Origin of the sequence: Roseomonas sp. USHLN139, assembly GCF_037145735.1 — a bacterium.
GTDB lineage: Bacteria > Pseudomonadota > Alphaproteobacteria > Acetobacterales > Acetobacteraceae > Pseudoroseomonas.
Genome location: NZ_JBBCWY010000001.1, coordinates 1,387,031 through 1,413,337, shown reverse-complemented (window position 1 = coordinate 1,413,337; position 26,307 = coordinate 1,387,031). Strand labels below are relative to the sequence as shown.

The 26,307-nt window shown below is 70.8% G+C and carries 19 protein-coding genes; 9 read left to right on the top strand and 10 right to left on the bottom strand.

Going from position 1 to position 26,307, the window contains the following annotated elements:
- Nucleotides 1-180 precede the first annotated feature (180 nt).
- Nucleotides 181-1,056 (top strand): helix-turn-helix domain-containing protein, encoded by an 876-nt coding sequence (locus WFI16_RS06510; protein WP_419896971.1) that lies wholly within the window; start codon nucleotides 181-183, stop codon nucleotides 1,054-1,056.
- A gap of 99 nt (nucleotides 1,057-1,155) precedes the next feature.
- Here the strand turns inward: WFI16_RS06510 and WFI16_RS06505 are convergent, their stop codons facing one another.
- Entirely contained in the window at nucleotides 1,156-3,843 is a 2,688-nt protein-coding gene (locus WFI16_RS06505; RefSeq protein ID WP_419896970.1) for a bifunctional acetate--CoA ligase family protein/GNAT family N-acetyltransferase, read from the bottom strand.
- Between the two features lie 313 nt (nucleotides 3,844-4,156).
- Here WFI16_RS06505 and tkt point away from each other — a divergent pair, with 313 nt between their 5' ends.
- From tkt to WFI16_RS06485, 4 genes are all read left to right on the top strand, one after another.
- Nucleotides 4,157-6,199 (top strand): transketolase, encoded by a 2,043-nt coding sequence (gene tkt, locus WFI16_RS06500; RefSeq protein WP_419897157.1) that lies wholly within the window; start codon nucleotides 4,157-4,159, stop codon nucleotides 6,197-6,199.
- Between the two features lie 104 nt (nucleotides 6,200-6,303).
- A complete protein-coding gene (gene gap / locus WFI16_RS06495; protein WP_419896969.1) occupies nucleotides 6,304-7,320 on the top strand; it encodes a type I glyceraldehyde-3-phosphate dehydrogenase in 1,017 nt (338 codons plus the stop codon).
- An 18-nt stretch (nucleotides 7,321-7,338) separates the two neighbouring features.
- Complete coding sequence (locus WFI16_RS06490) at nucleotides 7,339-8,532, top strand: phosphoglycerate kinase (protein WP_419896968.1); 1,194 nt, start codon at nucleotides 7,339-7,341, stop codon at nucleotides 8,530-8,532.
- Between the two features lie 144 nt (nucleotides 8,533-8,676).
- Nucleotides 8,677-10,110 carry an NAD-dependent succinate-semialdehyde dehydrogenase gene (locus WFI16_RS06485; protein ID WP_419896967.1) on the top strand — a complete coding sequence of 478 codons (1,434 nt, stop codon included), beginning with the start codon at nucleotides 8,677-8,679 and terminating at the stop codon, nucleotides 10,108-10,110.
- 85 nt (nucleotides 10,111-10,195) lie between these two features.
- On the opposite strand, the gene WFI16_RS06480 is transcribed toward WFI16_RS06485, so the two are convergent.
- Nucleotides 10,196-11,509 carry a hemolysin family protein gene (locus WFI16_RS06480; RefSeq protein ID WP_419897156.1) on the bottom strand — a complete coding sequence of 438 codons (1,314 nt, stop codon included), beginning with the start codon at nucleotides 11,507-11,509 and terminating at the stop codon, nucleotides 10,196-10,198.
- A 174-nt stretch (nucleotides 11,510-11,683) separates the two neighbouring features.
- Here WFI16_RS06480 and WFI16_RS06475 point away from each other — a divergent pair, with 174 nt between their 5' ends.
- Entirely contained in the window at nucleotides 11,684-13,366 is a 1,683-nt protein-coding gene (locus WFI16_RS06475; protein ID WP_419896966.1) for a glycosyltransferase, read from the top strand.
- Here the strand turns inward: WFI16_RS06475 and WFI16_RS06470 are convergent.
- Nucleotides 13,363-14,646: an Hsp70 family protein gene (locus WFI16_RS06470; protein ID WP_419896965.1), complete on the bottom strand. Its 1,284-nt coding sequence runs from the start codon at nucleotides 14,644-14,646 to the stop codon at nucleotides 13,363-13,365. The genes WFI16_RS06475 and WFI16_RS06470 overlap by 4 nt on opposite strands.
- Before the next feature lie 256 nt (nucleotides 14,647-14,902).
- On the opposite strand from WFI16_RS06470, the gene WFI16_RS06465 reads away from it, so the two are divergent.
- From WFI16_RS06465 to WFI16_RS06455, 3 genes are all read left to right on the top strand, one after another.
- Nucleotides 14,903-15,181: a hypothetical protein gene (locus tag WFI16_RS06465; RefSeq protein ID WP_419896964.1), complete on the top strand. Its 279-nt coding sequence runs from the start codon at nucleotides 14,903-14,905 to the stop codon at nucleotides 15,179-15,181.
- A 157-nt stretch (nucleotides 15,182-15,338) separates the two neighbouring features.
- A complete protein-coding gene (locus WFI16_RS06460; RefSeq protein WP_419896963.1) occupies nucleotides 15,339-15,971 on the top strand; it encodes a bifunctional 4-hydroxy-2-oxoglutarate aldolase/2-dehydro-3-deoxy-phosphogluconate aldolase in 633 nt (210 codons plus the stop codon).
- Nucleotides 15,968-16,894, top strand: coding sequence for a sugar kinase (locus WFI16_RS06455; protein ID WP_419896962.1), 927 nt, complete (start codon nucleotides 15,968-15,970; stop codon nucleotides 16,892-16,894). Before WFI16_RS06460 ends, WFI16_RS06455 begins: the two co-directional genes overlap by 4 nt.
- Before the next feature lie 265 nt (nucleotides 16,895-17,159).
- Here the strand turns inward: WFI16_RS06455 and WFI16_RS06450 are convergent, their stop codons facing one another.
- Genes WFI16_RS06450 through WFI16_RS06420 form a run of 7 tightly spaced genes read right to left on the bottom strand, consistent with a single transcriptional unit; the run spans nucleotide 17,160 to nucleotide 26,283 of the window.
- Nucleotides 17,160-18,665: a M81 family metallopeptidase gene (locus WFI16_RS06450; protein ID WP_419896961.1), complete on the bottom strand. Its 1,506-nt coding sequence runs from the start codon at nucleotides 18,663-18,665 to the stop codon at nucleotides 17,160-17,162.
- Between the two features lie 5 nt (nucleotides 18,666-18,670).
- Nucleotides 18,671-19,918, bottom strand: a complete 1,248-nt coding sequence (locus WFI16_RS06445) for a Zn-dependent hydrolase (RefSeq protein ID WP_419896960.1) — start codon at nucleotides 19,916-19,918, stop codon at nucleotides 18,671-18,673.
- A complete protein-coding gene (locus tag WFI16_RS06440; protein WP_419896959.1) occupies nucleotides 19,915-21,207 on the bottom strand; it encodes an ArgE/DapE family deacylase in 1,293 nt (430 codons plus the stop codon). Before WFI16_RS06440 ends, WFI16_RS06445 begins: the two co-directional genes overlap by 4 nt.
- A 51-nt stretch (nucleotides 21,208-21,258) precedes the next feature.
- Nucleotides 21,259-22,872, bottom strand: coding sequence for an ABC transporter ATP-binding protein (locus tag WFI16_RS06435; RefSeq protein ID WP_419896958.1), 1,614 nt, complete (start codon nucleotides 22,870-22,872; stop codon nucleotides 21,259-21,261).
- Nucleotides 22,869-23,714, bottom strand: a complete 846-nt coding sequence (locus WFI16_RS06430) for an ABC transporter permease (RefSeq protein WP_419896957.1) — start codon at nucleotides 23,712-23,714, stop codon at nucleotides 22,869-22,871. Before WFI16_RS06430 ends, WFI16_RS06435 begins: the two co-directional genes overlap by 4 nt.
- Nucleotides 23,711-24,697 carry an ABC transporter permease gene (locus WFI16_RS06425; RefSeq protein ID WP_419896956.1) on the bottom strand — a complete coding sequence of 329 codons (987 nt, stop codon included), beginning with the start codon at nucleotides 24,695-24,697 and terminating at the stop codon, nucleotides 23,711-23,713. The genes WFI16_RS06430 and WFI16_RS06425 overlap by 4 nt, the downstream gene beginning before the upstream one ends.
- On the bottom strand, nucleotides 24,697-26,283 hold the full coding sequence (locus tag WFI16_RS06420; RefSeq protein WP_419896955.1) for an ABC transporter substrate-binding protein: 1,587 nt from the start codon (nucleotides 26,281-26,283) through the stop codon (nucleotides 24,697-24,699). Before WFI16_RS06420 ends, WFI16_RS06425 begins: the two co-directional genes overlap by 1 nt.
- Between the last annotated feature and the right edge of the window lie 24 nt (nucleotides 26,284-26,307).

The window sequence follows — 26,307 nt, the reverse complement described above, 5'->3', positions numbered from 1 at the left end:
CCCGGCAGCGTCACTCTTCTGCATCACCATTGCTTGCTGCCGCCAAATGCATCCGGCTACCGCAATTCAGAGATTGCCAACAGTCGCAACTGACCGCATTTTCCTGCACGAACTCCGGGCCGCGAGATTCTCAGAGCGACCGTGCTGCCATTGGGGCGCCGGGTATCGATTAGAGGTGTCATGCGTTTCGCCGATATCGGTCAGCAGCTGCGGGCCTACCGTCTCGAATCCGGGCTGCGTGCCGAGGAAATCGCAGCGCGCCTCGGCGTGTCGCGCGCGGCGCTCTATCGCTACGAGAAGGGGGAGGTGATCAAGCTCGACACCATCCGCCGCCTCGCTGAGCTGCTGAAGATCTCGCCGCTGTCGCTGCTCGGCATTGGCGTCGAATATTTCTCCCGCCCCATCGCCTTCCAGGAGCGGCTGCGCCAGGTCGAGGAGCAGTCCGACCAGATCCTGCAGGTCGGCGGCGCGGTCTGCTACCAGACCACCACCGAGGGCTTCGACGGCGCCCTGGCCGAGGCCTGGGCCGAGGCCGCTGATTCCGCCCCCGAGCGCATCGCCGCCCGCGCCGCCGCCGACCAGGCGATGGGCCTGTTGACGGCGCGCAAGAAGCTGCACCAGGCGCGCCGCGCCACCATCATCGCCATGCTGTCGGAAGCGGCGCTGCGTCGTTTCCTGACCGAGGGCGTCGCCGGCGGCCTGGCGCTGTCGGAGCGCACCCGCACCCGCTGCCGGCTGGCCGCCCGCGCCGAGGCGGAGAGCATCGCCAACCTGATGGAAAGCGTGCCGATCGGCCTGCAGCTCGGCCTGCTGTCCGCCGAGCCCGCCGGCAATTTCCTGGTGCTGCGCGGCCGCGAGCGGGCGCATGTCTGCACCGCGCCCTTCCCGCCTGACATGACGGCGGGCGCGACCGTCGGCGTCGGCACCATCACCGCCGCCGACGAGGCGATCGCCGCGCATCAGCGGGTGGCCGAGGCGGCCTGGCGCAACGCGCTGAAGGGCCCCGCCGCCGCCAGCCGGGTGCGCGACCTGATCCGCGAAGTGGGCCCGCGCTAGACCAGCGCGCCCGCGGCAGGACGCGGGCCCTCTGCTCCAGCACCTGGTTTGAGCGCGTGATCCAGCCTTTCCGGTCATTGCGCTTCAAGCCAGCAGGCTTCAGGCCGGCGGCGCCAGCTCCAGCTGCGCCTCCATCACCTCGTCATCCTCCGGCGAGCGCCGCAGCGAGAAGCCCAGGGCGCGGACGAAGCCCAGCATCGGCCGGTTGTCGGCCAGCACCTGGCCGACCACGCGTTCCAGCCCCTGGGCGCGGCCCCAGTCGATCAGCCGCTCCATCAGGTGGCGGCCCAGCCCCTCGCCCTTCCAGTCCGGCAGGGTGACCACGGCAAACTCCCCCTGCGCGCCGCGCGGCCCGCTGCCGGGCTCGCAGATCAGGCGCGCCACGCCCACGGTGCGCGGCGTGCCGTCCGCGCCCTCCTCCACCGCGACGAAGGCCATCTCGCGGTCGTAGTCGATCTGCGTCATGCGGGCGATCTGCGCCGCCGGCAGCTCGCGCAGCTGGCTGAAGAAGCGCCAGCGGATATCTTCCGGGGAGAGGTGCCGGAACGCCTCGGCATGGGCGGCGGCGTCCTCGGGGCGGATCGGGCGGACCAGCAGCCGGCGTCCCTTGCGGCTGGTCCACAGCTCCGCAAGCTCCCCCGGATAGGGCGGCACGGCCAGCTGGGAGACGATTCCGGGCGGGCGCAGCGTGCCGGAGGCATCGAGCACCAGCACCCCGCCGGCATCGGCCAGCAGCGGATTGAGGATCAGCCCTTCCACCTCGGGGAAGTCGATGGCCAGCTGCGACAGCCGCACCGCGGCATCGGCCACCTGGGTGACATCGACCGCGGCATGGTCGCGGAACCCTTCCAGCAGCCGGGCGCCGCGGGTGCGGCGGATCATGGCCAGCGCCAGGGTGCGGTTCAGCGGCGGCAGGTCGAAGGCGACGTCGGGCTCGAAATCCGAGGCGGTGCCGCCGCGGCCATAGCCGATCCAGGGTCCGAACATCGGGTCGTCGCCCAGCCGCAGGCGCAGCTCATGGCCGCGCGGCCCCTGGGTGCCGGCCTGGCGCTGCACCAGGAAGCCGTCGATCCGCGCCGCCGGCCGGTCCTGCCGGATGCGCGCCAGCATGGCGCCGGCGGCGGCCCGCAGGCTGGCGACATTGTTCAGCCCGAGCGCCACGCCGCCGACCTCGGTCTTGCGCGGCAGGTCGGGGCTGAGGATCTTCAGCACCACCGGGAAGCCCAGCCGCATGGCCGCGGTCACCGCCGCATCCACCCCCGGCGCCACCACGCCGGGCACCACCGGCAGGCCATAGGCGGCGACCAGCTCGAGCGCCTCGGCCTCGGTGAAATGCCGCCGCCCCTCGGCCCGCAGCGCCTCGATCAGCGCGCGCGCCCGGGCCCGGTCGGGCACCACCTCGACCAGGTCGCGCGGCGGCAGCTCGGCGGCCGCGGCGCGGTTGCGATGGTCGACCGCCAGGTGCAGCGCGCCGCGCACCGCCGCCTCGGGCGTGGCGAAGACGGCGAGCCCCGCCTCGGCCAGCCGGCGGCGGCCGGCCCCGGCGGTGGCCTGGCCCAGCCAGCCGACCAGCACCGGCGCGCCGCGGCTGGCCTGGGCGGCGGCGGCCAGCCCTGCCGCGGCCAGCCGGTCGTCCGGCCCCTGCATGCCGGGCGCGTGCAGCGCCACCACCGCATCCACCCCCGGCAGCGCCGCGAGCAGGGCAGCGGCCTCGCCCAGCCGGTGGTTGTGGCCGGGCGGCAGCACCAGCGGGTTGCCCCAGGGCTGGCCGTCCTTGGCCGGCGGCAGCGCCAGGCCGAGCGTGGCCTCGGTCGCCGCGTCCCAGGTGGCCAGCCGGGCGCCGCCCTGCAGCACGGCGTCCACCGCCAGCTGCGCCGGGCCCTGGCCATCGGCCAGGATGGCGATGCGGTCGCCGGCCAGCGAATCATGGCCGCGCCGCTGCGCCGGGCGCAGCCGGGCGAGCGTCTCGGCGGCGGCGAGCAGGTCCTCCAGCCCGTTGACCCGCAGCACGCCGGCGCGGCGCAGCGCCGCCTCCATCACCGCGTCGCCGATGCCGCTGGCATCCGCCTGCCGCCCGCCCGGACGGATCGCCACCACCGGCCGGGTCCGCGCCGTGGCCCTGGCGGCGGAGATGAACATGCGGCGGTTCTTGATGCGCCGCAGGTCCAGCAGCACGGCGCCGGCGGCGGCATCCCGCGCCAGCCAGTCCAGGGCGAGCGCGAAGCCCAGACCGTGATTGGTGCCGATCCCCAGGATATGGCTGAAGCCCAGCTCCTCGCCCTCGGCCCAGTCGATGATGGCGCGCGCCATGGCGGCGGACTGGCAGAGCAGCGCCAGCCGCCCCGGCCGCGGCGGCAGGTGCGACAGGCTGGCATTCAGGCCGATCGCCGGCAGGCAGAGGCCGAAGCTGTGCGCGCCGATCGCCTGCACGCCGGTGCGGGCGGAGAGCACCGCGAGCTCCGGCGCGGCGACCGGGAAGATTGCCGCGAAGCAGCCGCGCGCGGCCAGCCCCGCCATGGCGGCGGGCTGCTCGGCCGGGGCCAGGCAGATGACGGCCAGGTCGGGCGGCTCCGCCAGGGCCTCCAGCCCGGCCACCGGCTCCAGCCCCTCGGCCGCCATGCCGATGACCTGCAGCCGCCCCTGGAAGCCGCCGGCGGCCAGGTTGCGGGCGATGACGCCGGACTCGGCGAGCGCCGGGTCGGCCAGCAGCAGCACCGAGCGCGGGCGGAACAGCGACGCCTCGCGGAAGCCGGGCTGGCGGCGCGGCAGGGCAAGCGGCAGCTTCATGGGCGCTCCCCGGATCTCGATGCCCGCCAGCTTTGGCGCAAGCCCCGTCCCCCCGCAACCGGCCCGCGATGATGGCCGCTTCGCGGGCCATCAAAAAAAGCGCAAACTCCTTCCCCCTGCGCCGGGCGCAGAAATCTTCCCCGCAGCGCATCTTTCCTGGCATGCGGGGCAAGGACTCGCCAGCGCGTCGCAAGCGGGGTAAGGGCTCGCGCGAAGACGCCGGGACAGGCGGTCGCGGGTGCCGCGCGTCCCCGGGTTGCCGCGCCATGACCGCGCCTTTATAGCCATCCCGACGCCAGAGAGGTGCTTGAACTTGGCCAGTATCGCCCCCCTCCCCGACGCTTCCGCCAACCCCGCCATTGCCGCCCAGGCCGCGATCCTGGCCCGGCCGGTGACCGAGACGCGGCGGATGGCCGATGCCATCCGGGCGCTGGCGATCGACGCTGTCGAGAAGGCCAAGTCCGGCCATCCCGGCATGCCGATGGGCATCGCCGACGCCGCGACCGTGCTCTTCACCAAGTTCCTGCGGCATGACGCGGCCGATCCGCGCTGGGCCGACCGCGACCGCTTCGTGCTGTCGGCCGGCCATGGCTCGATGCTGCTCTATGCCTGGCTGCACCTGTCCGGCCATGCCGGCATGGGCATCGAGGACCTGAAGAACTTCCGCCAGCTGCATTCGGTGGCCGCCGGCCATCCCGAATATGGCGAGCACCCGGCGATCGAGACCACCACCGGGCCGCTTGGCCAGGGGCTGGCCAATGCCGTCGGCATGGCCATGGCGGAGCGGCACCTGGCCGCCCGCTTCGGCAAGTCGCTGGTCGACCACCGCACCTGGGTGATCGCCGGCGATGGCTGCCTGATGGAGGGCATCAGCCACGAGGCGGCCTCCATCGCCGGGCATTTCAAGCTGGGCAAGCTGACCGTCCTCTGGGACGACAACAACATCTCGATCGACGGCGACGTCGCGCTGTCCTCCTCGGACGACGTGCTGAAGCGTTTCCTGTCGTATGGCTGGGCGGTGAAGCGGGTCGACGGGCATGATCCCGTCGCGGTGGAGAAGGCGCTGGACGCGGCGACGCGCTCGAAGAAGCCGACCATCATCGCCTGCAAGACCATCATCGGCTTCTCGGCGCCGACCAAGGCCGGCACTGCGGGCAGCCATGGCAGCCCGCTGGGCGGGCCCGAGGCCGCCGCCGCCAAGGAGGCGCTGGGCTGGACCAGCGGCCCCTTCGAGGTGCCGGAAGACATCAAGGCCGCCTGGGAAGCCGCCGGCCGCCGCGCCGCCGGCGCCCGCCGCTCCTGGCTGAAGCGCCTGGCCAACCACCCGCAGAAGGGTGATTTCGAGCGCGCCATGGCCGGCAAGCTGCCGGAAGGTTGGCACGAGGCGGCCAGCGCCCATCGCGCCAAGCTGGCCGAGGACAAGCCGAAGCTGGCCACCCGCGTCGCCAGCCAGCGCGCCCTCGAGGTGCTGGTGCCGGCGATCCCGGAGATGATCGGCGGCTCGGCCGACCTGACCGGGTCGAACAACACCAACGTCAAGGGCGTCCCCGCCATGACGCCGTCCAGCATGGGCGGGCGCTATGTGCATTGGGGCATCCGCGAGCACGGCATGGCCGCCGCGATGAACGGCATGGCGCTGCATGGCGGCACCATCCCCTATTCCGGCACCTTCCTGGTCTTCGCCGACTACATGCGGCCTTCCATCCGCCTGGCGGCGCTGATGCGGCAGCGGGCGATCCATGTGCTGACGCATGACAGCATCGGCCTGGGCGAGGACGGCCCGACCCACCAGCCGGTCGAGACGCTGGCCAGCCTGCGCGTCATCCCCAACCTGCATGTCTTCCGCCCGGCGGATGCCATGGAGACGGCCGAGTGCTGGGAGCTCGCAGTGCAGCGGGCCGATGGCCCCGCCGTGCTGGCGCTGTCGCGGCAGAACCTGCCGGCGCTGCGCTTCGAGGCCGGCGAGAACAAGTCGGCCCGCGGCGGCTACGTGCTGGCGGAGGCCTCGGGCCCGCGCCGCGCCACGCTGATCGCGACCGGCTCCGAGGTGCATCTGGCGATGGCCGCGCGCGAGACGCTGGAGGCCGAGGGCATCCCGACCGCCGTGGTCTCCCTGCCCTGCTGGGAGCTGTTCGCGCTGCAGGACGAGAGCTACCGTGCCGCCGTGCTCGGCCAGGCGCCGCGCGTCGGCATCGAGGCGGCGCTCGGCTTCGGCTGGGAGCGCTGGCTCGGCAGTGATGCAACTTTCATCGGCATGACGGGCTTTGGCGCTTCGGCGCCGGCCGAGGATCTCTACCGCCATTTCGGCATCACGGCCGAGGCGGCGGTGGCCGCGGTCAAGCGCAAGCTGGGCTGAGCCACCCCGGGAGGGTGGACGACCGCCGCCGGCAAAGGTCGGCGGCGGAGCTAGGCGGACCCGGGAGTGCCCGGGCCGCAACGGGAAAGACGAGGAAAGACACCATGGCTGTTAAGGTCGCGATCAACGGGTTCGGGCGCATCGGTCGCCTGGTGCTGCGCGCCATCGTCGAGAGCGGGCGTACCGATGTCGAGGTCGCCGCGATCAACGACCTGGGCAGCGTCGAAGCCAATGCCCACATGTTCCGCTACGACAGCGTCCATGGCGTCTTCCCCGGCGAGGTGAAGGTCGAGGGTGACAGCATCACCATCGTCCATAACGGCCGCACCTATGGCCCGATCAAGGTCAGCGCCGAGCGCGACCCGACCAAGGCGCCCTACCAGGGCATCGACGTCGCCATGGAGTGCACCGGCCTCTTCACCACCAAGGAATCGGCCAGCCAGCTGCTGAAGGCCGGCGCCCGCAAGGTGCTGATCTCGGCCCCCGGCGACGGCGCCGATGCCACCATCGTCTATGGCGTGAACCACAAGGTCCTGACCAAGGACATGACCGTGGTCTCCAACGCCTCCTGCACCACCAACTGCCTGGCGCCGATCGCCAAGGTGCTGCACGAGAACTACGGCATCGAGCGTGGCTACATGGTCACCATCCATGCCTATACCGGCGACCAGCGCACGGTCGACACGCTGCACAAGGACCTGCACCGCGCGCGCGCGGCCGCCGTCTCGGCGATCCCGACCTCGACCGGCGCGGCCAAGGCCGTGGGCCTGGTGCTGCCCGAGCTGAAGGGCAAGCTGGACGGCACCGCCATCCGCATCCCGACGCCGAACGTCTCGCTGGTCTCCCTCGACTTCGTGCCGAAGAAGACGGGCATCACCAAGGAAGAGATCAACGCGGTGATGAAGGCCGCGTCGGAAGGCGAGCTGAAGGGCATCCTCGGCTACAACACCGCCCCGCTGGTCTCGATCGACTTCAACCACAACCCGCATTCCTCGACCTTCGACGCCACCCAGACCCAGGTGGTCGACGGCGCCCTGGTCCGCGTGATGAGCTGGTACGACAACGAGTGGGGCTTCTCCAACCGCATGTCGGACACCGCTGCCCTGCTCGGCAGCCTCTGATCGCTAGGGATTAAACGGATGCCCGCTTTCCGGACGCTGGATCAACTCGAACCCGCCGGAAAGCGGGTTCTGCTGCGCGCCGACCTCAACCTGCCGGTGCGCGACGGCAAGATTTCCGATACCACCCGCATCGACCGGCTGGTGCCGACGATCCGCGAGCTCGCCGACAAGGGCGGCCGCGTCATCGTCTGCAGCCATTTCGACCGGCCCAAGGGCAAGCGCGTGCCCGAGATGTCGCTGCAGCCGATGGCGGCGGCGCTGGGCAAGGCGCTTGGCCGTCCGGTCGGATTCGCCGAGGACTGCGTCGGGCCGGTGGCCGAGGCCGCCGTCGCCGCGATGGCCAATGGCGATGTGCTCGTCCTCGAGAACACCCGCTTCCATGCCGGGGAAGAGAAGAACGACCCGGCGCTGGTCGAGGGCCTGGCGAAGCTCGCCGATGTCTTCGTCAACGACGCCTTCTCCGCCGCGCACCGCGCACATGCCTCGACCGAAGGCGTCGCCCATAAGCTGCCGGCCTATGCCGGGCGGCTGATGCAGGCGGAGCTGGAGGCGCTGGACGCGGCGCTGGGCAGCCCGTCCCGCCCGGTCGTCGCCATCGTCGGCGGCGCCAAGGTCTCCACCAAGCTCGACCTGCTCGGCAACCTGTCGAAGAAGGTCGATGTCCTGGTGATCGGCGGCGCCATGGCCAATACCTTCCTGGCGGCCCAGGGCAAGGCGATGGGCAAGTCGCTGCAGGAAGCGGAGATGCACGACACCGTGCTGCGCATCCTCGACGAGGCCAAGGCCGCCGGCTGCACCATCGTTCTGCCGACCGACCTGGTGGTGGCCGAGGCCTTCGCCGCCAATGCGCCGAGCCAGACCGTCTCGGTCGACAACGTGCCCGCGGGCATGATGGCGCTTGATGTCGGGCCGGCGACCGTGGCCGCCGTCGAGTCGGAACTGAAGCGTGCGTCCACCCTGGTGTGGAACGGCCCCTTCGGCGCCTTCGAGATCCCGCCCTTCGACACCGCGACCGTGCAGGTGGCGCAGACCGCGGCGGGGCTCACCACCTCGGCCGGGCTGAAGAGCATCGGCGGCGGCGGCGACACCGTCTCGGCGCTGCGCCATGCCGGCGTTGCCGACCGCATGACCTATGTCTCCTCGGCCGGCGGCGCCTTCCTGGAATGGCTCGAGGGCAAGACCCTGCCGGGCGTCGCGGTGCTCGCACCGTAGTCAGGGCGCCGGCCAGCGATCGATCTGCGATACGTCACGCGAAAGCTGATCGGACAGGCTGATTTTACCCGGTCCCGGGGGGTGGCGCAGGCTGCCTCCCGGGTCCACATTCCGGCGGACTCTCGTGAACGAGGAGACGCTGTGATGTACCAAGACGTCCTTCTGCATATCGACGGCCAGTGGCGCGCGGCCACCGGCGGCGGCACCATTCCCGTCCTCAACCCGGCCACCGAAGAGCAGATCGGCACCGTCCCGCACGCCACCAAGGCGGATATGGACGAGGCCCTGGCCGCGGCCGAGCGCGGCTTCGCGGTGTGGAAGAAGGTCTCGGCCTTCGAGCGCTCGAAGCTGATGCGCAAGGCGGCCGAGCTGCTGCGCGAGCGCGCCGACAAGATCGCCCGGCTGATGACGCTGGAGCAGGGTAAGCCGCTGCCGGAAGCCAAGATGGAGGTGCTCGCCGGCGCCGACGTCATCGACTGGTTCGCCGAGGAAGCCCGCCGCGCCTATGGCCGCGTCATTCCGGCCCGCGCCGAGGGCGTGTACCAGCTGGTGGTGAAGGAGCCGGTCGGCCCGGTCGCCGCCTTCACGCCCTGGAACTTCCCGATCAACCAGGTGGTGCGCAAGCTCTCGGCGGCGCTGGCCACCGGCTGCTCGATCATCGTCAAGGCGCCGGAAGAGACCCCCGCCTCGCCGGCCGAGCTGATCCGCTGCTTCCTGGATGTCGGCCTGCCGAAGGGCGTGGTCGGCCTGCTCTATGGCGTGCCGGCGGAGATCTCCTCCTATCTGATCCCGCATCCGACCATCAAGAAGGTGACCTTCACCGGCTCGACCCCGGTGGGCAAGCACCTGGCCGAGCTGTCGGGCAAGTACATGAAGCGGGCGACGATGGAGCTGGGCGGCCATGCCCCGGCGATCGTCTTCGAGGATGCCGATATCGAGCATGCGGCGAAGACGCTGGCCACCAGCAAGTTCCGCAATGCCGGCCAGGTCTGCGTCTCGCCGACGCGCTTCCTGGTGCATGAGAAGGCCTTCGACCAGTTCGTCGACACCTTCACCAGCTATGCCAAGTCGCTGAAGGTCGGCAACGGCCTCGAGGACGGCACCCAGATGGGTCCGCTGGCCAATGACCGGCGCATTCCGGCGATGGAAGCGCTGATCGGCGATGCCAGCCAGAAGGGCGCCGAGATCCGCACCGGCGGCAGCCGCATCGGCAACAAGGGCTATTTCTTCGAGCCGACGGTGATCACCGGCCTGACGCGCGAGATGCGCGCCATGAACGAGGAGCCGTTCGGCCCGCTGGCGCTGATGGTGCCGTTCAAGGAGTTCGACGAGGTCGTCGAGGAGAGCAACCGCCTGCCCTTCGGCCTGGCGGCCTATGCCTTCACCCGCTCGGCCAAGACGGCGAATGCCATCGCCAGCCAGGTCGAGACCGGCATGATGACCATCAACCATCTCGGCCTGGCCCTGCCGGAAGTGCCCTTCGGCGGCACCAAGGACAGCGGCTACGGCTCCGAGGGCGGCAGCGAGGCCATCGAGGCCTATCTGATCACCAAGTTCGTGACCCAGGCCGGCCTCTGAGGTACGGCGCCGGGCGACATCGTCGCCCGGCACTGGCAGAAAAAAGATGGGGGTCTGGGGGAATTCCTTCCCCCGGCCCTCTTTTTTATGGCGCCGTCGCTTCCGTCGCCTGCTCCTGGCTGACCAGCACCTTGTCGATCCGCCGCCCGTCCATGTCGAGGATCTCGAAGCGCCAGCCGGCCCAGACGATGCGGTCGCCTTCGCGCGGCACGCGTTGCAGCAGGGCCAGCATCAGCCCGGCGACGGTGTGGTAGGAGCCTTCGGCGGGCAGTTCCGGCAGGTCGAGGCGGGCCTTGAGCTCGTCGCTCGGCATCATGCCGTCGAGCAGCAGGGTGCCGTCATGCCGCTCGACCACCGACCCGGTGGTGGCCGGCACGGGCGCCGGGCCGAGCTCGCCGACGATGGCCTCCAGCAGGTCGGAGGCGGTGACGACGCCCTCGAAGCTGCCGTATTCGTCCATGACCAGGGCGATGCCGAGCGGATCGGCGCGCAGCCGCTCCAGCGCGTCCATCGCCGAGAGGTTGTCGGGCAGCACCATCGGCTGGCGCAGGGCGGGGGCGATGTCGAGCTGGCCGCCGGCCAGCAGCTGGTCGAGCAGGTCCTTCACCACCACCACGCCGACCACATTGTCGATGCGCCGGTCGGCGACGACGAAGCGGGTCACCGGCGAGGCGCGCAGCCGGCTGGCGATCTCGGCCTCGGGCGCGGCGCGCTCCAGCCATTCGACCTCGGTGCGCGGCGTCATCAGGGCGCGCACCGGCTTGTCCGCCAGGCGCAGCACGCGCTCGATCATGTGCCGTTCCTCGGTGTCGAGCGCGCCCGCCTCGACGCCTTCGGCGACCGCCGCCTTGACCTCCTCCTCGGTGATCGAGGCGGCGACCGAGCGGGAGGCGCCGAGCAGGCCGAGCACGACGGCGGAGGAGCGCGACAGCAGCCAGACCATCGGGGCCGCGATGCGGGAGAGCAGCAGCATGGGCGGCGCCACCAGCACCGCGACCGCCTCCGGGTTGCGCAGCGCCAGCTGCTTCGGCACCAGCTCGCCCAGGATCAGCGAGGCATAGGTGATGGCCAGCACCACGGCGGTCAGCGCCAGCTCGTTGGCATAGAGCGCCAGGCCCGGGATCAGCGCGAGGACGCCGGCGAAGCGCTGCGCCAGTCCCTGCCCGGCAAAGGCGCCGGCGAGCACGCCGACCAGGGTGATGCCGACCTGCACGGTGGGCAGGAAGCGCTGAGGGTCCTCCATCAGCGCCAGCGCCGCCGAGGCGCCGGCGCGGCCCTGGCGCTGCATGCCCAGCAGGCGGACCTTGCGGGCGGAGACGATGGCGAGCTCGCTCATGGCGAAGATGCCGTTCAGCAGCACCAGCAGCAGGATCACGGCGAGTTCCAGCGCGACGTCCATGGTGGCGGCCAAGCTCCTCTGCGGTGATGCGGCAGCGCGGTTCTAGGGCGTCGCTTCGCCGGGGTCACGCCCAATGGCCCCATTCCTGCCATCAAGCGGCCGATCCCCTGCCGCATCGCACGCCCAGAAGGATCGGGCGGCGCAGGGCCGCGACCGATGCCCGGACCGATTCCGATGAATGCACAGGCTCGACCCCCGATCGTCACCGAAGCCCGCCTGTCGGCGGCCGCCCCGCCGCGGCCGCTCGGGGGTGCGGCGCGTCGGCGGCCGGCCGGCTGGCCGGGCGGGCGGCCTGCCCTGCTGGCCGTGCTGGTGCTGCTGGCCCTGGCCCAGTTCGGCGTCTGGCGGGCCTGCGGCGTCGAGGCGCCGGGCTTCCCGCTTGCCGCCGCCCTGCTGGGCGCGCTGGCCGGCTTCGCCGTGCTGCGGGTCCCCGGCGGCCTGCGCCCCGGGGCGATTGCCGCCCTGTTCCTGCTGGCCCAGCTGCTGGCCGCCCTGCTGGTGGCGGCGGCGCACCGCCCGGCGGCGCTGCCCGCCCTGCCCTGGCTGCTGGCCCAGGCCGCTGCCAGCCTGCTGCTGCTGCACCGCGCCCGGCTCGTCGCCGATGCCATCGCCTCGCGCAGCTTCGCCCGCCGCGTGCCGGCCGTGGCCGGCGCGCTGCTGCAGCCGCTGCCGCGGGTCTCGCTGCACCTGCCGGTGGCGGATGCGCCGCTGCCCCTGCTGCGCGCGACGCTGGACTCGCTGGCCGAGCTCGACCATCCCGCCCTGGAAGTGCTGGTGGTCGATGCCAGCAGCAGCCCGGCGCAGTGGGAGCCGGTGGCCGAGCATGTGGCGCGGCTCGGCCCGCGCTTCCGCTTCTTCCATATCGGTCCGGTCCCGGCGGCGGCGCGCGCCTTCGCCCTGCGGGAGACCGCGCCGGACGCGCTGCTGATCGGGCTGGTCGAGCCCGGGGCGGTGGTGGACAGCGACTGGCTGCGCCGCTGCCTGCCGCTGTTCCTGAACCATGCGGGTCTGGGCTTCGTGCAGGCCGGCAGCGCCGCGCCCGCCGGGCCGGAGACGCTGGCCGGGCGCCTGGCCTATGCCGCCGCGCCGGCCGCCTGGCCGCTGCCGCGCCAGGCGGCCAACGAGCAGATGGCGGTGACGCTGCAGGGTTCGCTGTCGCTGCTGCGGGCCGAGGCGCTGCGCCTGGCCGGCGGCTGGGACCTCGCCGCTCCTGACCAGCCGGCCGAGCTCGGGCTGCGGCTGCTGCGCCAGGGCTGGGAGGCGCTGGACCTGCCGGAGGCCATGGGCCACGCCGCGCCGCAGGCCGAGGCGGCACCGGGGCTGCTGCAGCGGCTGCGCCGCCATGCCGACGTTCTCTTCTCCCCGCGGCATCGCGGTCTGACTCCGGGCCAGCGCCGCCATCTGCTGGCGCCGGCCAATGCGGCGCTGACCGAGGCGCTGTGGTTGGGCATGGCATTGCTCGGCATCGGCGCCAGCCTGGGGATGCTGGCCGGCCGCCAGCTCGGCCAGGCGCCGGTGCTGCCCTTCGCGGTCGTGGTGCTGCTGCTGCCGCTGGCGGCGATGCTGCCGGCGCTGCTGCTGGCGCCGAAGGGCCACCGCGCCCTGGCGCTGCTCGCCGCCGTGGCGCTGATGCCGGCGCGCGGCGCCGAGGCCTGGCGGGTGGCCACCGCCTGGCAGACCCGGCATCCGCCGCTGCCGGCCGGCAGCCTGGCGCTGATGCTGGCGGCGCTCGCCCTGGTCAGCCTGCCGACGGCGCCGCTGTGGAGCGCCGTGCTGCTGGGCTTCGCCCTGCCGGATGCCGCCGGTTGGCTGCTGGCGCGCCGGCTCCGGCCCGAGGCGCCCGCCGACTGGCGCTAAGCCGCGACGCGCTCGGCGCCGATCAGGGCCAGGCCCTCGGCGACCGAGACGAATTCGCCGCCATGGGCGACGCGCTCGGCGCCGAAGCGGTTCTCGAAGAGATGGCGGACGGCGGGCACCAGCGAGGTGCCGCCGGTCAGGAAGACCCGGTCCACCGCCTCCGGCCCAACGCCGGCATCCGCCAGGGCCTGGTCGACCGCGCCGGTGATGCGGGTCAGTTCCGGGGTGATCCAGCGTTCGAAATCGGCGCGCTGCACCTCCTCCTCCAGCACGAAGCCGCCGTGGCGGAAGTTCAGCACCGCCCTGTCGGCCTTGGACAGCGCCGCCTTCACGCCGGACACCGCCTGGTAGAGGGCATAGCCGGTCTCGTCCTCGACCAGCTGCATCAGGTGCTGCAGCTTCTCCGGATGGTCGGCGGCGCGCGCCACCTCGGCGATCTCGCGCATGGTGCGCGGCGCCCGCATCAGCGACAGCCGGTGCCAGCGGGCGAAGCTGGTGTAGAAGCTGGGCGGCACCGGCAGCGCCGTGCCCATGACGCGGTAGCTGTCGCCCTTGCCCAGCCGCGGCGAGACCACGTTGTCGATGATGCGGTAGTCGAAGGCATCGCCGGCGATGCCGAGGCCCGCATGGCCCAGCGCCCGCACCGCCCTGGCATGGCCCGGCTCGAAGCGGATCAGCGAGAAGTCCGAGGTGCCGCCGCCGAAATCGCCGACCAGCACATTGGCCGGCGCGTCGAGGGTGGCGGCGAAGCGATGGCCCGCCGCCTCCGGCTCCAGCGCAAAATCGAGCCCGCTCCAGCCGGCGCCGGCGAAGGCCTTGCGCAGCCGCGCCTCGGCCAGTTCGTCATCGGCATTGTCGCCGACGAAGCGGACGGGGCGACCTGCGATGACATGCGCCCCCCCCAGCCTGCCCGCCCCGCCGCTGGAGCTCGCCAGGAGCGAGCGCAGGAACAGCGAGATCATTTCCTCCAGCCCGAAGGCGCGGCCGAAGATGCGGGTCTCGGAAAAACTGCGGCTGGCCAGGTAGCTCTTCATCGACATGATCAGCCGGCAGCCCAGCGGATCGTCCAGATAGGCCTCGATCGCCTGCGGCCCGGCGGCATGCTGCAGCCGGCCGCGCGACGGCCCGGTCTCGTCGGCCCAGAAGCACAGCAGCGAGCGGAAGGTGTCCACCACCCCGGCCCCGGCCTCGTAGCGGATGCTGGCGACCTGCCCATCCGCCTGGCGCAGCGCGATGACGCTGTTGGTGGTGCCGAAATCAATGCCGATGACATCCGCCATGGGGGCCTGCCTGCTCGCAAGGGGTGACGGCGGGGCCGCCTTTGGGGGGCGCGCGTTAGAGCAGATTGCCGTGAGCATGGGAAGCCATGCGCCCCCGCCGGCGATTAATGACCTAGCGTGAAAGCGAGGTTCGCCTGTGGCGCGAGAAGGACGCCCTGAGATCTCGAAATTTTCATCCCTGTCCAAATTGTGAGATGGCTTCGGCCGCGCAGATGCGTTAACAATTCATCAACACACCGAACGGGGCCCCGCATCCATGGACCAGTCCTCGACCCTCCTTGCCTTTCCCCAGGCCCCGGAGGACCGCCTGCGCCTCGCGCTGCGCCGCCTCGAGGCCGCGTTGGCCGAGCAGGCCGAAGCCGTCGCCGAGTTCCGCAGCAACCTGGGCGCGCTGAAGGAGGCGACCAACGACCTCGCCACCCAGGTGCACCGCTACAACGACACGCTCGACCGCACCGCCAGCCAGGTGCAGTACGCGCATCAGGCCGCCCGCCGGCTGGAGCGCACCGCCGACCGCATGGTGGCGATGGGCTGAGGCCCGGGGGTACAAGGCCGGCGGCGGCAAGCTAGGGGGCCGCAAGGCCCTGCCCTTTCCCTGACGCCGCCCCGCCGCTAGCCTGCCGCCCTCTTCCGGGCGGCGGCGGGCATCATGGCGATGGCCGCGGGCGCCCGTCCTTCAGGATGGAAATGCCGTGGCCCCGCATCCGTTGATCGAGACCTTCCGCGCCGCCCGCATCGTGCCGGTGGTGCGCACCAGCACCGCCGCCCGCGCGGTGACCGCCGTCGAATGGCTGCGCGACGCCGGCATCACCATCTTCGAGATCACCCTGACCATCCCCGACGCGCTGTCGGTGATCCGCGACGTGGCCTCCGACCCGAAGCTGCTGGTCGGCGCCGGCACCGTGCCGAACGCCGCCGCCGCCGAGGAATGCATCTCCGCCGGCTCGCGCTTCATCGTCTCGCCCTGGGTCGATCCGACGCTGGCCGCCGCCTGCCAGGCCTCGGGCGCCTGCCTGATGATGGGCGCCTTCACGCCGACCGAGGTGCGCGCCGCGCGCGCCGCCGGCGCCGACGTTGTGAAGATCTTCCCGGCCAGCTCGGCCGGCGGCCCCGGCCATATCAAGTCGCTGCGCGCCGTCTTCCCCGAGATCGCCTTCTGCCCGACCGGCGGCGTCGATGCGCGCAACGCCGGCGAATACATCGCGGCCGGCGCCGCCTTCGTCGGCATCGGCGGCAAGCTGGTCGACGAGAAGGCGATCGCCGCCGGCGACCGCGAGGCGGTACAGGCGGCGGCGCGCGAGGCGCTCGGGATCATGCAGGCATGAGCCAGGTGGATATCCTCTGCCTCGGCGAGCCGATGCTGGAATTCAACCAGCAGCCGGCCGACCCGCAGGGCCGCAGGCTCTATCTCGAAGGCCATGGCGGCGACACGTCGAATGCCGCCATCGCCGCCGCGCGCGCCGGAGCGAAGGCCGGCTACATCACCGCGCTCGGTCAGGATGCCCCCGGCGACAGCTTCATGAAGCTCTGGGCGGATGAAGGCGTCGATGCCAGCACGGTGCGGCGCCGCGCCGACGCGCCCACCGGCATCTACTTCGTCACGCATGGTCCCGACGGCCACGCCTTCACCTTCTACCGCGTCGGCAGCGCCGCCTCGCGCATGACGCCCGACGACATGCCGGCCGAGGCCATCCGCCAGGCCCGCATCCTGCACGTCTCCGGCATCAGCCAGGCGATCTCCACCAGCGCGTCGGATGCCTGCTTCCGCGCCATCGAGATCGCCCGCGAGGCCGGCGTCACCGTCTCCTATGACACCAATCTGCGCCGCTCGCTCTGGCCGCTGCCACGGGCGCGGGCCACGATCCACGCCGCGCTGCGCATGGCCGACATCGCGCTGCCCAGCTACGACGACGCGACCGCGCTGACCGGCCTCGACGACCCCGACGCCATCGCCGACTTCTACCTCGAGATGGCGCCGCAGGTGATCCTGAAGCTCGGCAAGGACGGCGTCATGGTCGCCGACCGCAACAGCCGCACCACCCTGCCCGGCCGCATCGTGAAGGCGATCGACGCGACCGGCGCCGGCGACACGTTTGCCGGCAACTTCCTGGCTCGCACCATCGCCGGTGACACGCCGATCGAGGCGGCGCGCTACGCCAACGCCGCGGCGGCGCTGGCCACGACGGGATACGGCGCGGTGGCGCCCATGCCGCGCGAAGAAGCGGTGCGGCAGTTCTTGGAAAGCTAGATTCGGGTAGGCCAGGGGCATGAATTCCCCTGGATTTTTCTGTCTGATTGCCATGGCCACGTGACGACAGAACGTGGCCCGGCCCGGCATCAGCGCGACCTTCAAGGTCGCGCTGTTTTTGTATTCAGCGTCCCGCCCTCATGCCCTGGCGAGGATCCCGGTGATGCACAGTTCCCTGAACGGCCAGTCATCAGAAAAAAGATGGGGGCTCGGGGGAATTCATTCCCCCGACCTTCTCCCCTGCCTTCTCTATCCCTGTCTTCTCTTACCCTTCGTTCCGTCCGCGCGGCCGCATGCGGATGCCTTCGCGGACGTGCTGGAACGGCAGCGAGGACGGGTCCGCCACCACCGGGCCGGGCGCGGCGACGACCAGGACCTGCTCGGCGATCGGCTGGAAGTCGGCGCGGAAGTGGACGCTGCTCTTCAGGCCGAGGATGTTTTCCTGCGCCGGCTCAATGCCGAGGTGGCGGAACAGCGCCTGGTCATAGGCCTGCATCTTCCGCGTCACCACGATCACCTTCACGGTGCCGACACGGATCAGCGCGCTGGGACCGAGATCGGCCGGGTTGCCGGCGCCCATCGGCCCGGTCAGGGTGAAGCGGCCCTCGGAGAGGCGGAGGATCTCGGCCTCGACCGCCAGCGGCACGCCGTCCGACTTGCCGCCCAGCTTCAGCGCGATCGTCGCGCCGATGCCGGCTTCGTGGCAGGCGGCCGCGCTGTCGGCGTCGTTGATCAGGCCGAGCGTGGCGTCGGCCTTCTGCGCCACCAGCTCGGCCAGCAGGCCGGTGGTGTCGCCATGGCCGCCGCCGCCCGGATTGTCCTGGGTGTCGGCCAGGACGACCGGCCTTGTCGCCGTGGCGGAGAGGCGGATGGCGTCGGCGACCGCCTCGGCGACGGGCTGGGCGCCGCCGGCGAAGTCGGGCTCGCGGTCGTGCAGCAGCTTGAGGAAGGCGTCGGCCGCCGCATCGGCGGTGTTCTGGTCGAGGGCGAAGGCAGCATGCGCCACGCCGCAATCGGCAAAGTCGGCATAGGGGAAGCCGAAGCAGAAGCCGAGCTCGACCATGCCAGGGCGCTCGGCCAGCCTGGCGCGCTCGGCCATGACGCCTGCCATGGGATCGACCATGGTGCATTGCATGGTCAGCGGCATCCAGTAGTCGGCCTGGCGGAAGGCGCGGGCAAAGGGCTTTCCGTGGGCGATGCGCTCGACCAGCAGCTGCAGCGCCTGGGCGCCGGCGGCCTTCATGTCGATATGCGGATAGGTGCGGAAGGGCACCGCCGCATCGACCAGCCGCACCATCTGCGCCGTCAGGTTGCCATGCGGGTCCAGGCTGATGGTCAGCGGCATGTCCGGGCCGACCACGGCGCGGACGCGGCGCAGCAGCTCGCCCTCGGCGTCGGGGAAGCCTTCCGCCACCATGGCGCCGTGCAGGTCGAGATAGACGCCATCCAACGGGCCGGCCTCCAGCGCGGTCACCAGCTCGGCGACCAGGCAGGCGCTGATCCGCTCGAAGGCTTCCTCGGTGACCGGGCCGGCGGGCTCGGCGAAGCACCAGGAGAGCGGGACGAGATCGTGGCCGAGTTCGCGGCCGCGGGCGATGGCGCCGGCGGCCGGCATTGAGGTCGGCGCCAGCCTTTCGAACAGGCCGGCGCCGCGGCAGAAGCCGGGCAGGCCGCCGGGCTGGCGGAAATCCTCCCAGGTGGCCGGGCGGGGCGCGAAGGAATGGCTTTCATGCAGGAAGCCACCGATGGCGAGGCGGAGCGGTTGGGTCATCGGGGTCAACCTTTCGCGCGGCCGGCGGTGGCCAGCACGGCATCGGCGAGCACCACCAGCCCGGCCTCGGCCCATGCGGGGGTGATGGCCTCGGCCTCGTTGTGGCTGATGCCGCCTTCGCAGGGCACGAAGATCATCGCGGTGGGCAGGCGGCGCGCGACATAGACGGCGTCATGGCCGATGCCGGTCGGCATGTCGCGATAGGCCAGGCCGCGGCCGCGGGCGGCGCTGCGCAGCGCCTCGACCAGCGTCGCGTCGAAGGGCGTCAGCGGGAATTCCCAGAAGGGCGTGACCTTGATGTCCACGCCGCGTTTTTGGGCGATCTCGGCGGCGCGGGCCCGCAGGGCGCGACCCATCGAGGCAAGCGCCTCGGGGTCGCCATGGCGGAAGTCGACGCTGAACCAGACCTGGCTGGGGACGACATTGCGGCTGTCCGGCGTCACCAGCAGCCGGCCCACCGTGCCGCGGCCGTCGCCGCCGGCGCCCAGCGCGATCTCCTCCACCGCCTGCACCAGGATCGCGGCGGCGACCATGGCGTCGCGGCGTGGGCCCATGGCGCCGCCGGCATGGAAATCCTCGCCGGAAACGGTGACGTCGAACCAGAGCTGGCCCAGCGCGCGATCGACGACGCCGACCGGGATGCCGTCGCGCTCCAGCAGCGGGCCCTGCTCGATATGCAGCTCGAAATAGGCGCGGAGCTTCTGCAGATCCGCCGGGTCGGCCTGGCCCTGCCAGCCGATGGCGCGAAGCTCTTCGCCGAAGACGGCGCCGGCAGGGTCGGTCTTGGCCAGCACCTCTGCCTCGGTGAACAGGCCCATGGCGACGCCGCTACCCATCATCGGCGGCGCGAAGCGGGCGCCTTCCTCGTTGGTCCAGTTGATCAGCACCACCGGCGCCTCGGTCTCGGTGCCGGATTCATGCAGGGCGCGCAGCACCTCGAGGCCAGCCAGCACGCCGAGCACGCCGTCGAACTTTCCGCCCGTCGGCTGGGTGTCGAGATGGCTGCCCATGGCGATGGCGGGGCGCGACGGGTCGCGGCCCTCCCGGCGGATCACCATGTTGCCGACGCGGTCGGTGGTCACGCTGCAGCCCAGTTCCTCGGCCCAGGACTGCAGCAGGGCGCGGCCCTCGCCGTCCAGCGCGGTCAGGGTCTGGCGGTTGCAGCCGCCTTTCGCCGTGCCGCCGATCTCGGCCATGCGCATCAGGCTGTCCCAGAGACGGGCGCCGGAGACGGGAAGATTGGTCGTGCTCATGCCTTGCTCTCCACGCCGCACCATTCGGCCATGCTCAGCGCGATGGTGCGCGTGGTGGCATGGAAGCTGGCCAGGTTGACGCTTTCGTCGATGCCATGGACGGAATCGGATTCCGGCCCGAAGCAGGCGACCGGCGTGCCCTGGTAGAGGGTGAAGAAGCGGCCATCGGTCAGCGCCGGGATGGCGACCTCGCGCAGCTCATGGCCGGCGACATCCGCAAACGTGTTGCGGACCAGCTGGACGATGGGCTCCTTCTGGTCGAACTGGCAGGCCTCGGCCATGAAGCCCTGGAATTCCAGCTTCACCTGGCTGCCGCGCAGTTTTTCGTTCGTCGCGATCTCGGCGACCAGGGCTTCGATCTCGGCTTTCACCTGGGCGGCGCTGCGGCCGAGCATGACGCCGACGCGCAGGCCGATCTTGGCGCGGGTGGGGACAGAACTATTCCACTCGCCGCCCTGCACCGTGCCGAAATTGATGTTCACCGGGTGGTTCACGCCATGGAAGGCGGCGTGGATGTTCTCCGCCCGGTTCATCGCCATCTCATACTCCTTGAAGCGCTGGGAGATGAGATAGGCGGCCTCGATCGCATTGACCCCGGCATGCATGTCGCGGACATGGGTCGGCCGGCCGGTCACCGTGACCCAGGCCCAGATGGCGCCGACCTCGGCGGCATAGACGGTGTCAAAACTGACGCCGGTCTCGGGAATGATCACCGCGTCGCATTTCGGCATGGCCATCATGCAGGCCAGCGCGCCATTGCCGGTGCATTCCTCCTCGATCACCGAATGGAACTGCACCTCGGCCGCCGGCTGCAGCCCGGCCATGGAAAGCGCCTTGAAGGCCAGCACGTTGGAGATGCAGCCCGCCTTCATGTCGGCGGCACCGCGGCCATACATCCGGCCGCCCGTCACCACCGGCTCGAAGGGCGGGCTGGTCCAGAGGTCCTCGGCGCCGACCGGCACCACGTCGACATGGCCCTGCAGCACCAGGCTGCGGCCCTTCCTCTCGCGCGGCTGGTGGGTGGCGACCACGTTGTCGCGACCCTCGTAGGAAACCAGCGGCGGCGAGAAGCCGGGGTGATCCTGCAGCGCCTCGGGCCGCGTCGCCACGCGCTGCGGCGCCAGGCCAAGAGCCGCATAGTTCTGCGCCATCTCCTCCAGCGCCGAAGCCTCGTTGCCGAGGGTGGAGGGGCAGCGGACTAGGCGCTCCAGCGCCGCCACGGCCTCGCCCTCGAGCGCCTGCACGGCGTCGAGGATGGCGCGGCGGGCGCCGGGATCGAGTGTCGACATGATCAGTCCTTCAGGCGGGCAACAACAGACGGGGCGCGCAGTTCAGCCCCGTCAGGCGGTTTCGGCAAGCACCGGCGGCGTCCAGTCGCGGCCGGGGATGCTGTCGAGCAGCGCGCGGGTATAGGCATGCTGCGGCGCGCCAAAGACCTGCGCGGTCGGACCGAGCTCGACGATGGCGCCCCGCTGCATCACCGCGATGCGGTCGCAGATCTGCGCCGCGACGCGCAGGTCATGGGTGATGAACAGCATGGTCAGCCCCAGCCGCTGGCGGATCTCCGCGAGAAGATCCAGCACCTGGGCCTGCACCGAGACGTCCAGCGCCGAGACCGGCTCGTCGGCGATCAGCAGCTCGGGCTGCATCGCCAGCGCCCGGGCCAGGCCGATGCGCTGCCGCTGCCCGCCGCTGAACTCGTGTGGGTAGCGCTCCATCGCCGAAGGGTCGAGCTTGACCAGCCGCAGCAGGTCGAGCGCCCTCTCCCGCGCCTCGGCCGGAGGGACGCCATGGGTGATCGGCCCCTCGGTGATGGCGTCGCCGACCTTGCGCCGCGGGTTCAGCGAGGCATAGGGGTCCTGGAACACCATCTGGATCCGCTGGCGGAACGGCAGCCAGCCCTGCCGCGACAACGGCCGCAGATCCTTGCCGTGGAACAGGATTTCGCCTTTTTCCGGCTCGACCAGGCGGACGACGCAGCGGGCCAGCGTCGACTTGCCGGAGCCGCTTTCGCCGACCAGCCCCAGCGTCTCGCCCTTGTTCAGGGTGAAGTCGGCATCGTGCACGGCGCGCACCACCGCGCGGACACCGAACCAGCCGCCGCGCTGATAGGTCTTCTCCACCCCCTTCATCACCAGCACCGGGGCCGGACGTATCGCCGGCCTCGCCGCGGCGTCGCCATGCGGCACGGCGGCGATCAGCTTGCGGGTATAGGGGTGCTGCGGCGCGTTCAGGATCTCGGCGGCCGGCCCCTGCTCGACGATGCGGCCATGCTGCATCACCGCAACGCGGTCGGCGATCTCGGCCACCACGCCGAAATCATGGGTGATGAACATCACCCCCATGCCCTTGCGCGCCTGGATCTCGCGGATCAGCCGCAGGATCTGCATCTGCGTCGTCACGTCGAGCGCGGTGGTCGGCTCGTCGGCGATCAGCAGCGCCGGCTCCAGCGCCAGCGCCATGGCGATCATCACGCGCTGCCGCTGCCCGCCGGAGAGGCGGAAGGGATGCATCTTCGCCAGCGCCGCCGGGTCGGGCAGGTTGACGGCGGCCAGCAGCTCCGGGACGCGGGCCCTGGCGTCAGCGCCCTTGCCATGCACCTGCAGCGCCTCGGCGATCTGGTCGCCGACCCGCATCAGCGGGTTCAGCGCCGTCATCGGCTCCTGGAAGACCATGGCCATGCGGCGGCCGCGGCGGGAGCGCAGCGCCTCGGCCGAAAGGCCCAGGATGGCCTCGCCCTCGAAGGTGACGCTGCCGGACTTCACCTTCAGCGTCTTCGGCAGCAGGCCCATGACGGTGTTGGCGGTGATCGACTTGCCGGAGCCGCTTTCGCCAACGACGCAGAGGATCTCGCCGGCATCGAGGTGGAGAGAAAGATCTTCCACCGCATGCGGCCGGTCGGCGCCTTGCGGCAGGGCAACGGTCAGGGAATCGACGGTCAGCAGACGGGTCATGGCTTGCCCCCGCGGTTGCGCGCCAGGCGCGGGTTGAGCGCGTCGGACAGCCCTTCGCCGACGAGGTTCAGCGAGAGAACCGTGAGGAAGATGGCGATGCCGGGGAAGACGCTCATCCACCAGGCCATGCGGATGACGCTGCGGCCGGAGCCAATGAGAAAACCCCAGGACATCATGTTGGGGTCGCCGAGGCCGAGGAAGGAGAGCGCGCTTTCCAGCAGGATGGCCGAGGCCACCATGAGCGAGGAGAGCACGACGATCGGCGACAGCGCATTGGGCAGGATATCGCCGATGACGATCGACAGCCGCGACTTGCCGAGCACTTCCGAAGCCTGCACGAACTCCCGCGACCTGAGCGACAGGAACTCGGCGCGGACGACGCGGGCGACCGGCGGCCAGGAGACCACGGCGATGGCGAAGACGATGGAGGCGATGCTGGGCGTGAAGATGGCGACCAGCAGGATGGCGAGGACGAAGCTCGGGATGGTCTGGAAGAATTCGGTGAAGCGCATCACCAGATCATCGGCGAGGCCGCCCAGATAGCCGGCAATGGCGCCCAGGCTGACGCCGATGGCGAGCGCAGCCACCGTTGAAACAGCCCCGACGAGGAGAGAAACCCGCGCGCCATGGGCGATGCCGGCGGCGACGTCGCGGCCCAGGCTGTCGGTGCCGAGCAGCATGCCATCCTCGCCCGGCGGCGCGAAGGGCATCCCCGCCATGTCCCAAGGGCTGCCCGGGTAGAGCACCGGCGCCAGGACCGCGAGGACCAGCACCAGGAACAGGATCACCAGCCCGACGACGGCGCCACGATTCCGAGAAAAATTGCGCCAGAAGTCCTTCATGCGGAGACCTCCACGCGCGGATCGACGACCGCGTAGAGCAGGTCGGTGATCAGGTTGAACAGCACCACCATGACGCTGGTGCAGAAGAACACGCCCATCAGCACCTGGTAGTCGCGCGCCAGCAGTGCCTCGAAGGCCAGCCGCCCGATGCCGGGCCAGGCGAAGACCGTCTCGACCAGGATCGAGCCGCCGATCAGCTGCCCGGCCTGGATGCCGGCGAAGGTGATGATCGGCAGCAGCGCGTTGCGCAGGATGTGGCGGCGCAGGATGCGGCCCTCGGGGACGCCCTTGGCGCGGGCAGTCTTGACGAAGTCCTGGTCGGCCACCTCCAGCATGGTGGCGCGCGAGAGGCGGGCATAGACCGCGACATAGAACAGGCCGAGGGTCAGTGCCGGCAGCAGCAGGTGCTTGGCGACGTCGAGCACCACCGCGATGCCGTGCAGCTCGACGCCGACCGAGGCCATGCCGAAGGAGGGCAGCCATTCCAGCGTGACGCTGAACAGCAGCACCAGCATCAGACCGACCCAGAACAGCGGCGTGGCATAGAAGGTCAGCGCGAGCACGGTGATGATGGAATCGCCCCAGGTGCCGACGCGCAACGCCGCCAGCGCGCCCATGGCGACGCCGACGACGACGGCGAAGACGAAGGCCGCGCCGGTCAGCAGCAGGGTCGCCGGCAGCCGGTCCCAGAGCAGCGAGGCGACCGAGACCTGCTGGCGATGGCTGAAGCCGAGATCGAGGGTCAGCACCCCTTTCAGATAGATCCAGAGCTGCACATAGAGCGGCTGGTCGAGGCCGAACTGCGCCCGCAGCTGCTCCAGGAAGCGCGCATCGGCGGCGCCGGACTGGCCGGCGATGATGCTGGCCGGGTCACCGGGCGCCGCATGGATCAGGAAGAAATTGCAGACGACGATCGCCAGGATGACGATCGCCGCCTTCACCAGTCGGCCCAGCAGGTAGCTGGGCAGCTTGGACAGCTCCATCAGGCCAGGAAGACGTCGTCGAAGCAGGCGTGCACGCCCGAGCCCGAAGTGATGACGTTCTGCAGCTTCTTGTCGTAGATGCTGGGGAAGGACATCTCCAGCAGCCAGAGCAGCGGCGCGTCCTCGACGAGCACCTTCTGCACCTCGCTGAAGGCGGTCTGGCGCACCTTGGGATCGGCCGAGTCACGCCCCTGGGTGAACAGCTCATCCACCTTGGGATTGCTGTATCCCGAGACGTTGGAGAACAGAATCTTCTTGATGTTGGTGGAGACGTAGGAGCGCTCCACGCCCAGCGTTGGGTCGCCGTACTGGTAGAGATAGTTGATGGTGGTGTCGAACTCCCAGGCCGCGGTGCGCTGCGCCCAGGTGCCGACATCGACGGATTCGAGCTGCAGCTCGACGCCGACCTGGCGGAAGGACTGGCGCAGGAACTCGCCGAGGCGGGTGAAGACCTCGCCGTAGGGCAGGCTCATATGCTTGATGGTGAAGCGCACCCCCTGCCCGTTCGGCTTCAGCCCGGCGGCGTCGAGCAGCTTCTTCGCCTCCTCGACATTAAAGGCGGCCGACTTGGCGCTGCCGTCATAGAAGCGGGTCGCGCTGTGGAACGGGCCGGTCGCCGGCTTGCCGATGCCGAACCACAGGCGCTGCGCGATGAAGTCGCGGTTCACCGCCATGGTCAGGGCGCGGCGGACGCGGACATCATCCAGCGGCTTCACGCGATGGTTGAACTCCACCCACATCAGCGGGCCGAAATATTCCCAGCCCTCGGTGCGCACCTCGAGATTGGGGCGGGCGCGCATCTGCGGCACGTCGAAAGGCTCGATGTCGTTCGACTGGGTCAGCTGCACCTGGCCGGATTCGAGCGCCAGGCGGCGGCTCTGGCTGTCGGGCACGACGCGGTAGATGATGGCGTCCAGATAGGGCTGGCCCGGCTTCCAGTAGTCGGCGAAGCGCTCCAGGCGGATGAAATTGCCGCGCTGCCACTCGACGAATTTGAACGGCCCGGTGCCGACCGGCTTCGAGACCGCCGGCGCCTGGCGGTAGTCCTGCCCGTCGAACAGGTGCTTCGGCACGATCGCCGAAACGGTCACGTCGAACATCAGCAGGAAGGGCTCGAAGGGCGCCGAGAGGGTGAACTTCGCGGTGGTCGGGTTGACCGCGACACCCTCCTTGATGCGGGCGAAGACGCCGCGGGCGCGGGGCGAGACCTCCATGTGGAACTTCATGATGGAGAAGACCACGTCGTCCGCCGTCATCGGCTGGCCGTCGTGGAACTTGACGTTCTCCTGCAGGTGGAAGGTGTATTCCAGCCCGTCGGCCGAGACCTCCCAGCTTTTCGCCAGCTCCGGCATCGGATTGAGCTTGGCGTCGTAGCGCAGCAGGCCCTGGAAGATCTTGCCACCGACGATCAGCGTCGGCGCCTGGTTGTTCACGCCGACATGCAGCACCGGCGGCTCGGGATTGACGATGCTGTTCAGCGTGCCGCCCCGCTTGGGCTGGATGCCCTGGGCGATCGCGTCTTCCACGCGCATGAGCAAGGGGGCAGCCGCCGCTGCGGCCAGCAGGCCGCGACGAGAAAACGCCATTTTATTCTCCAACGAGAAACTTCC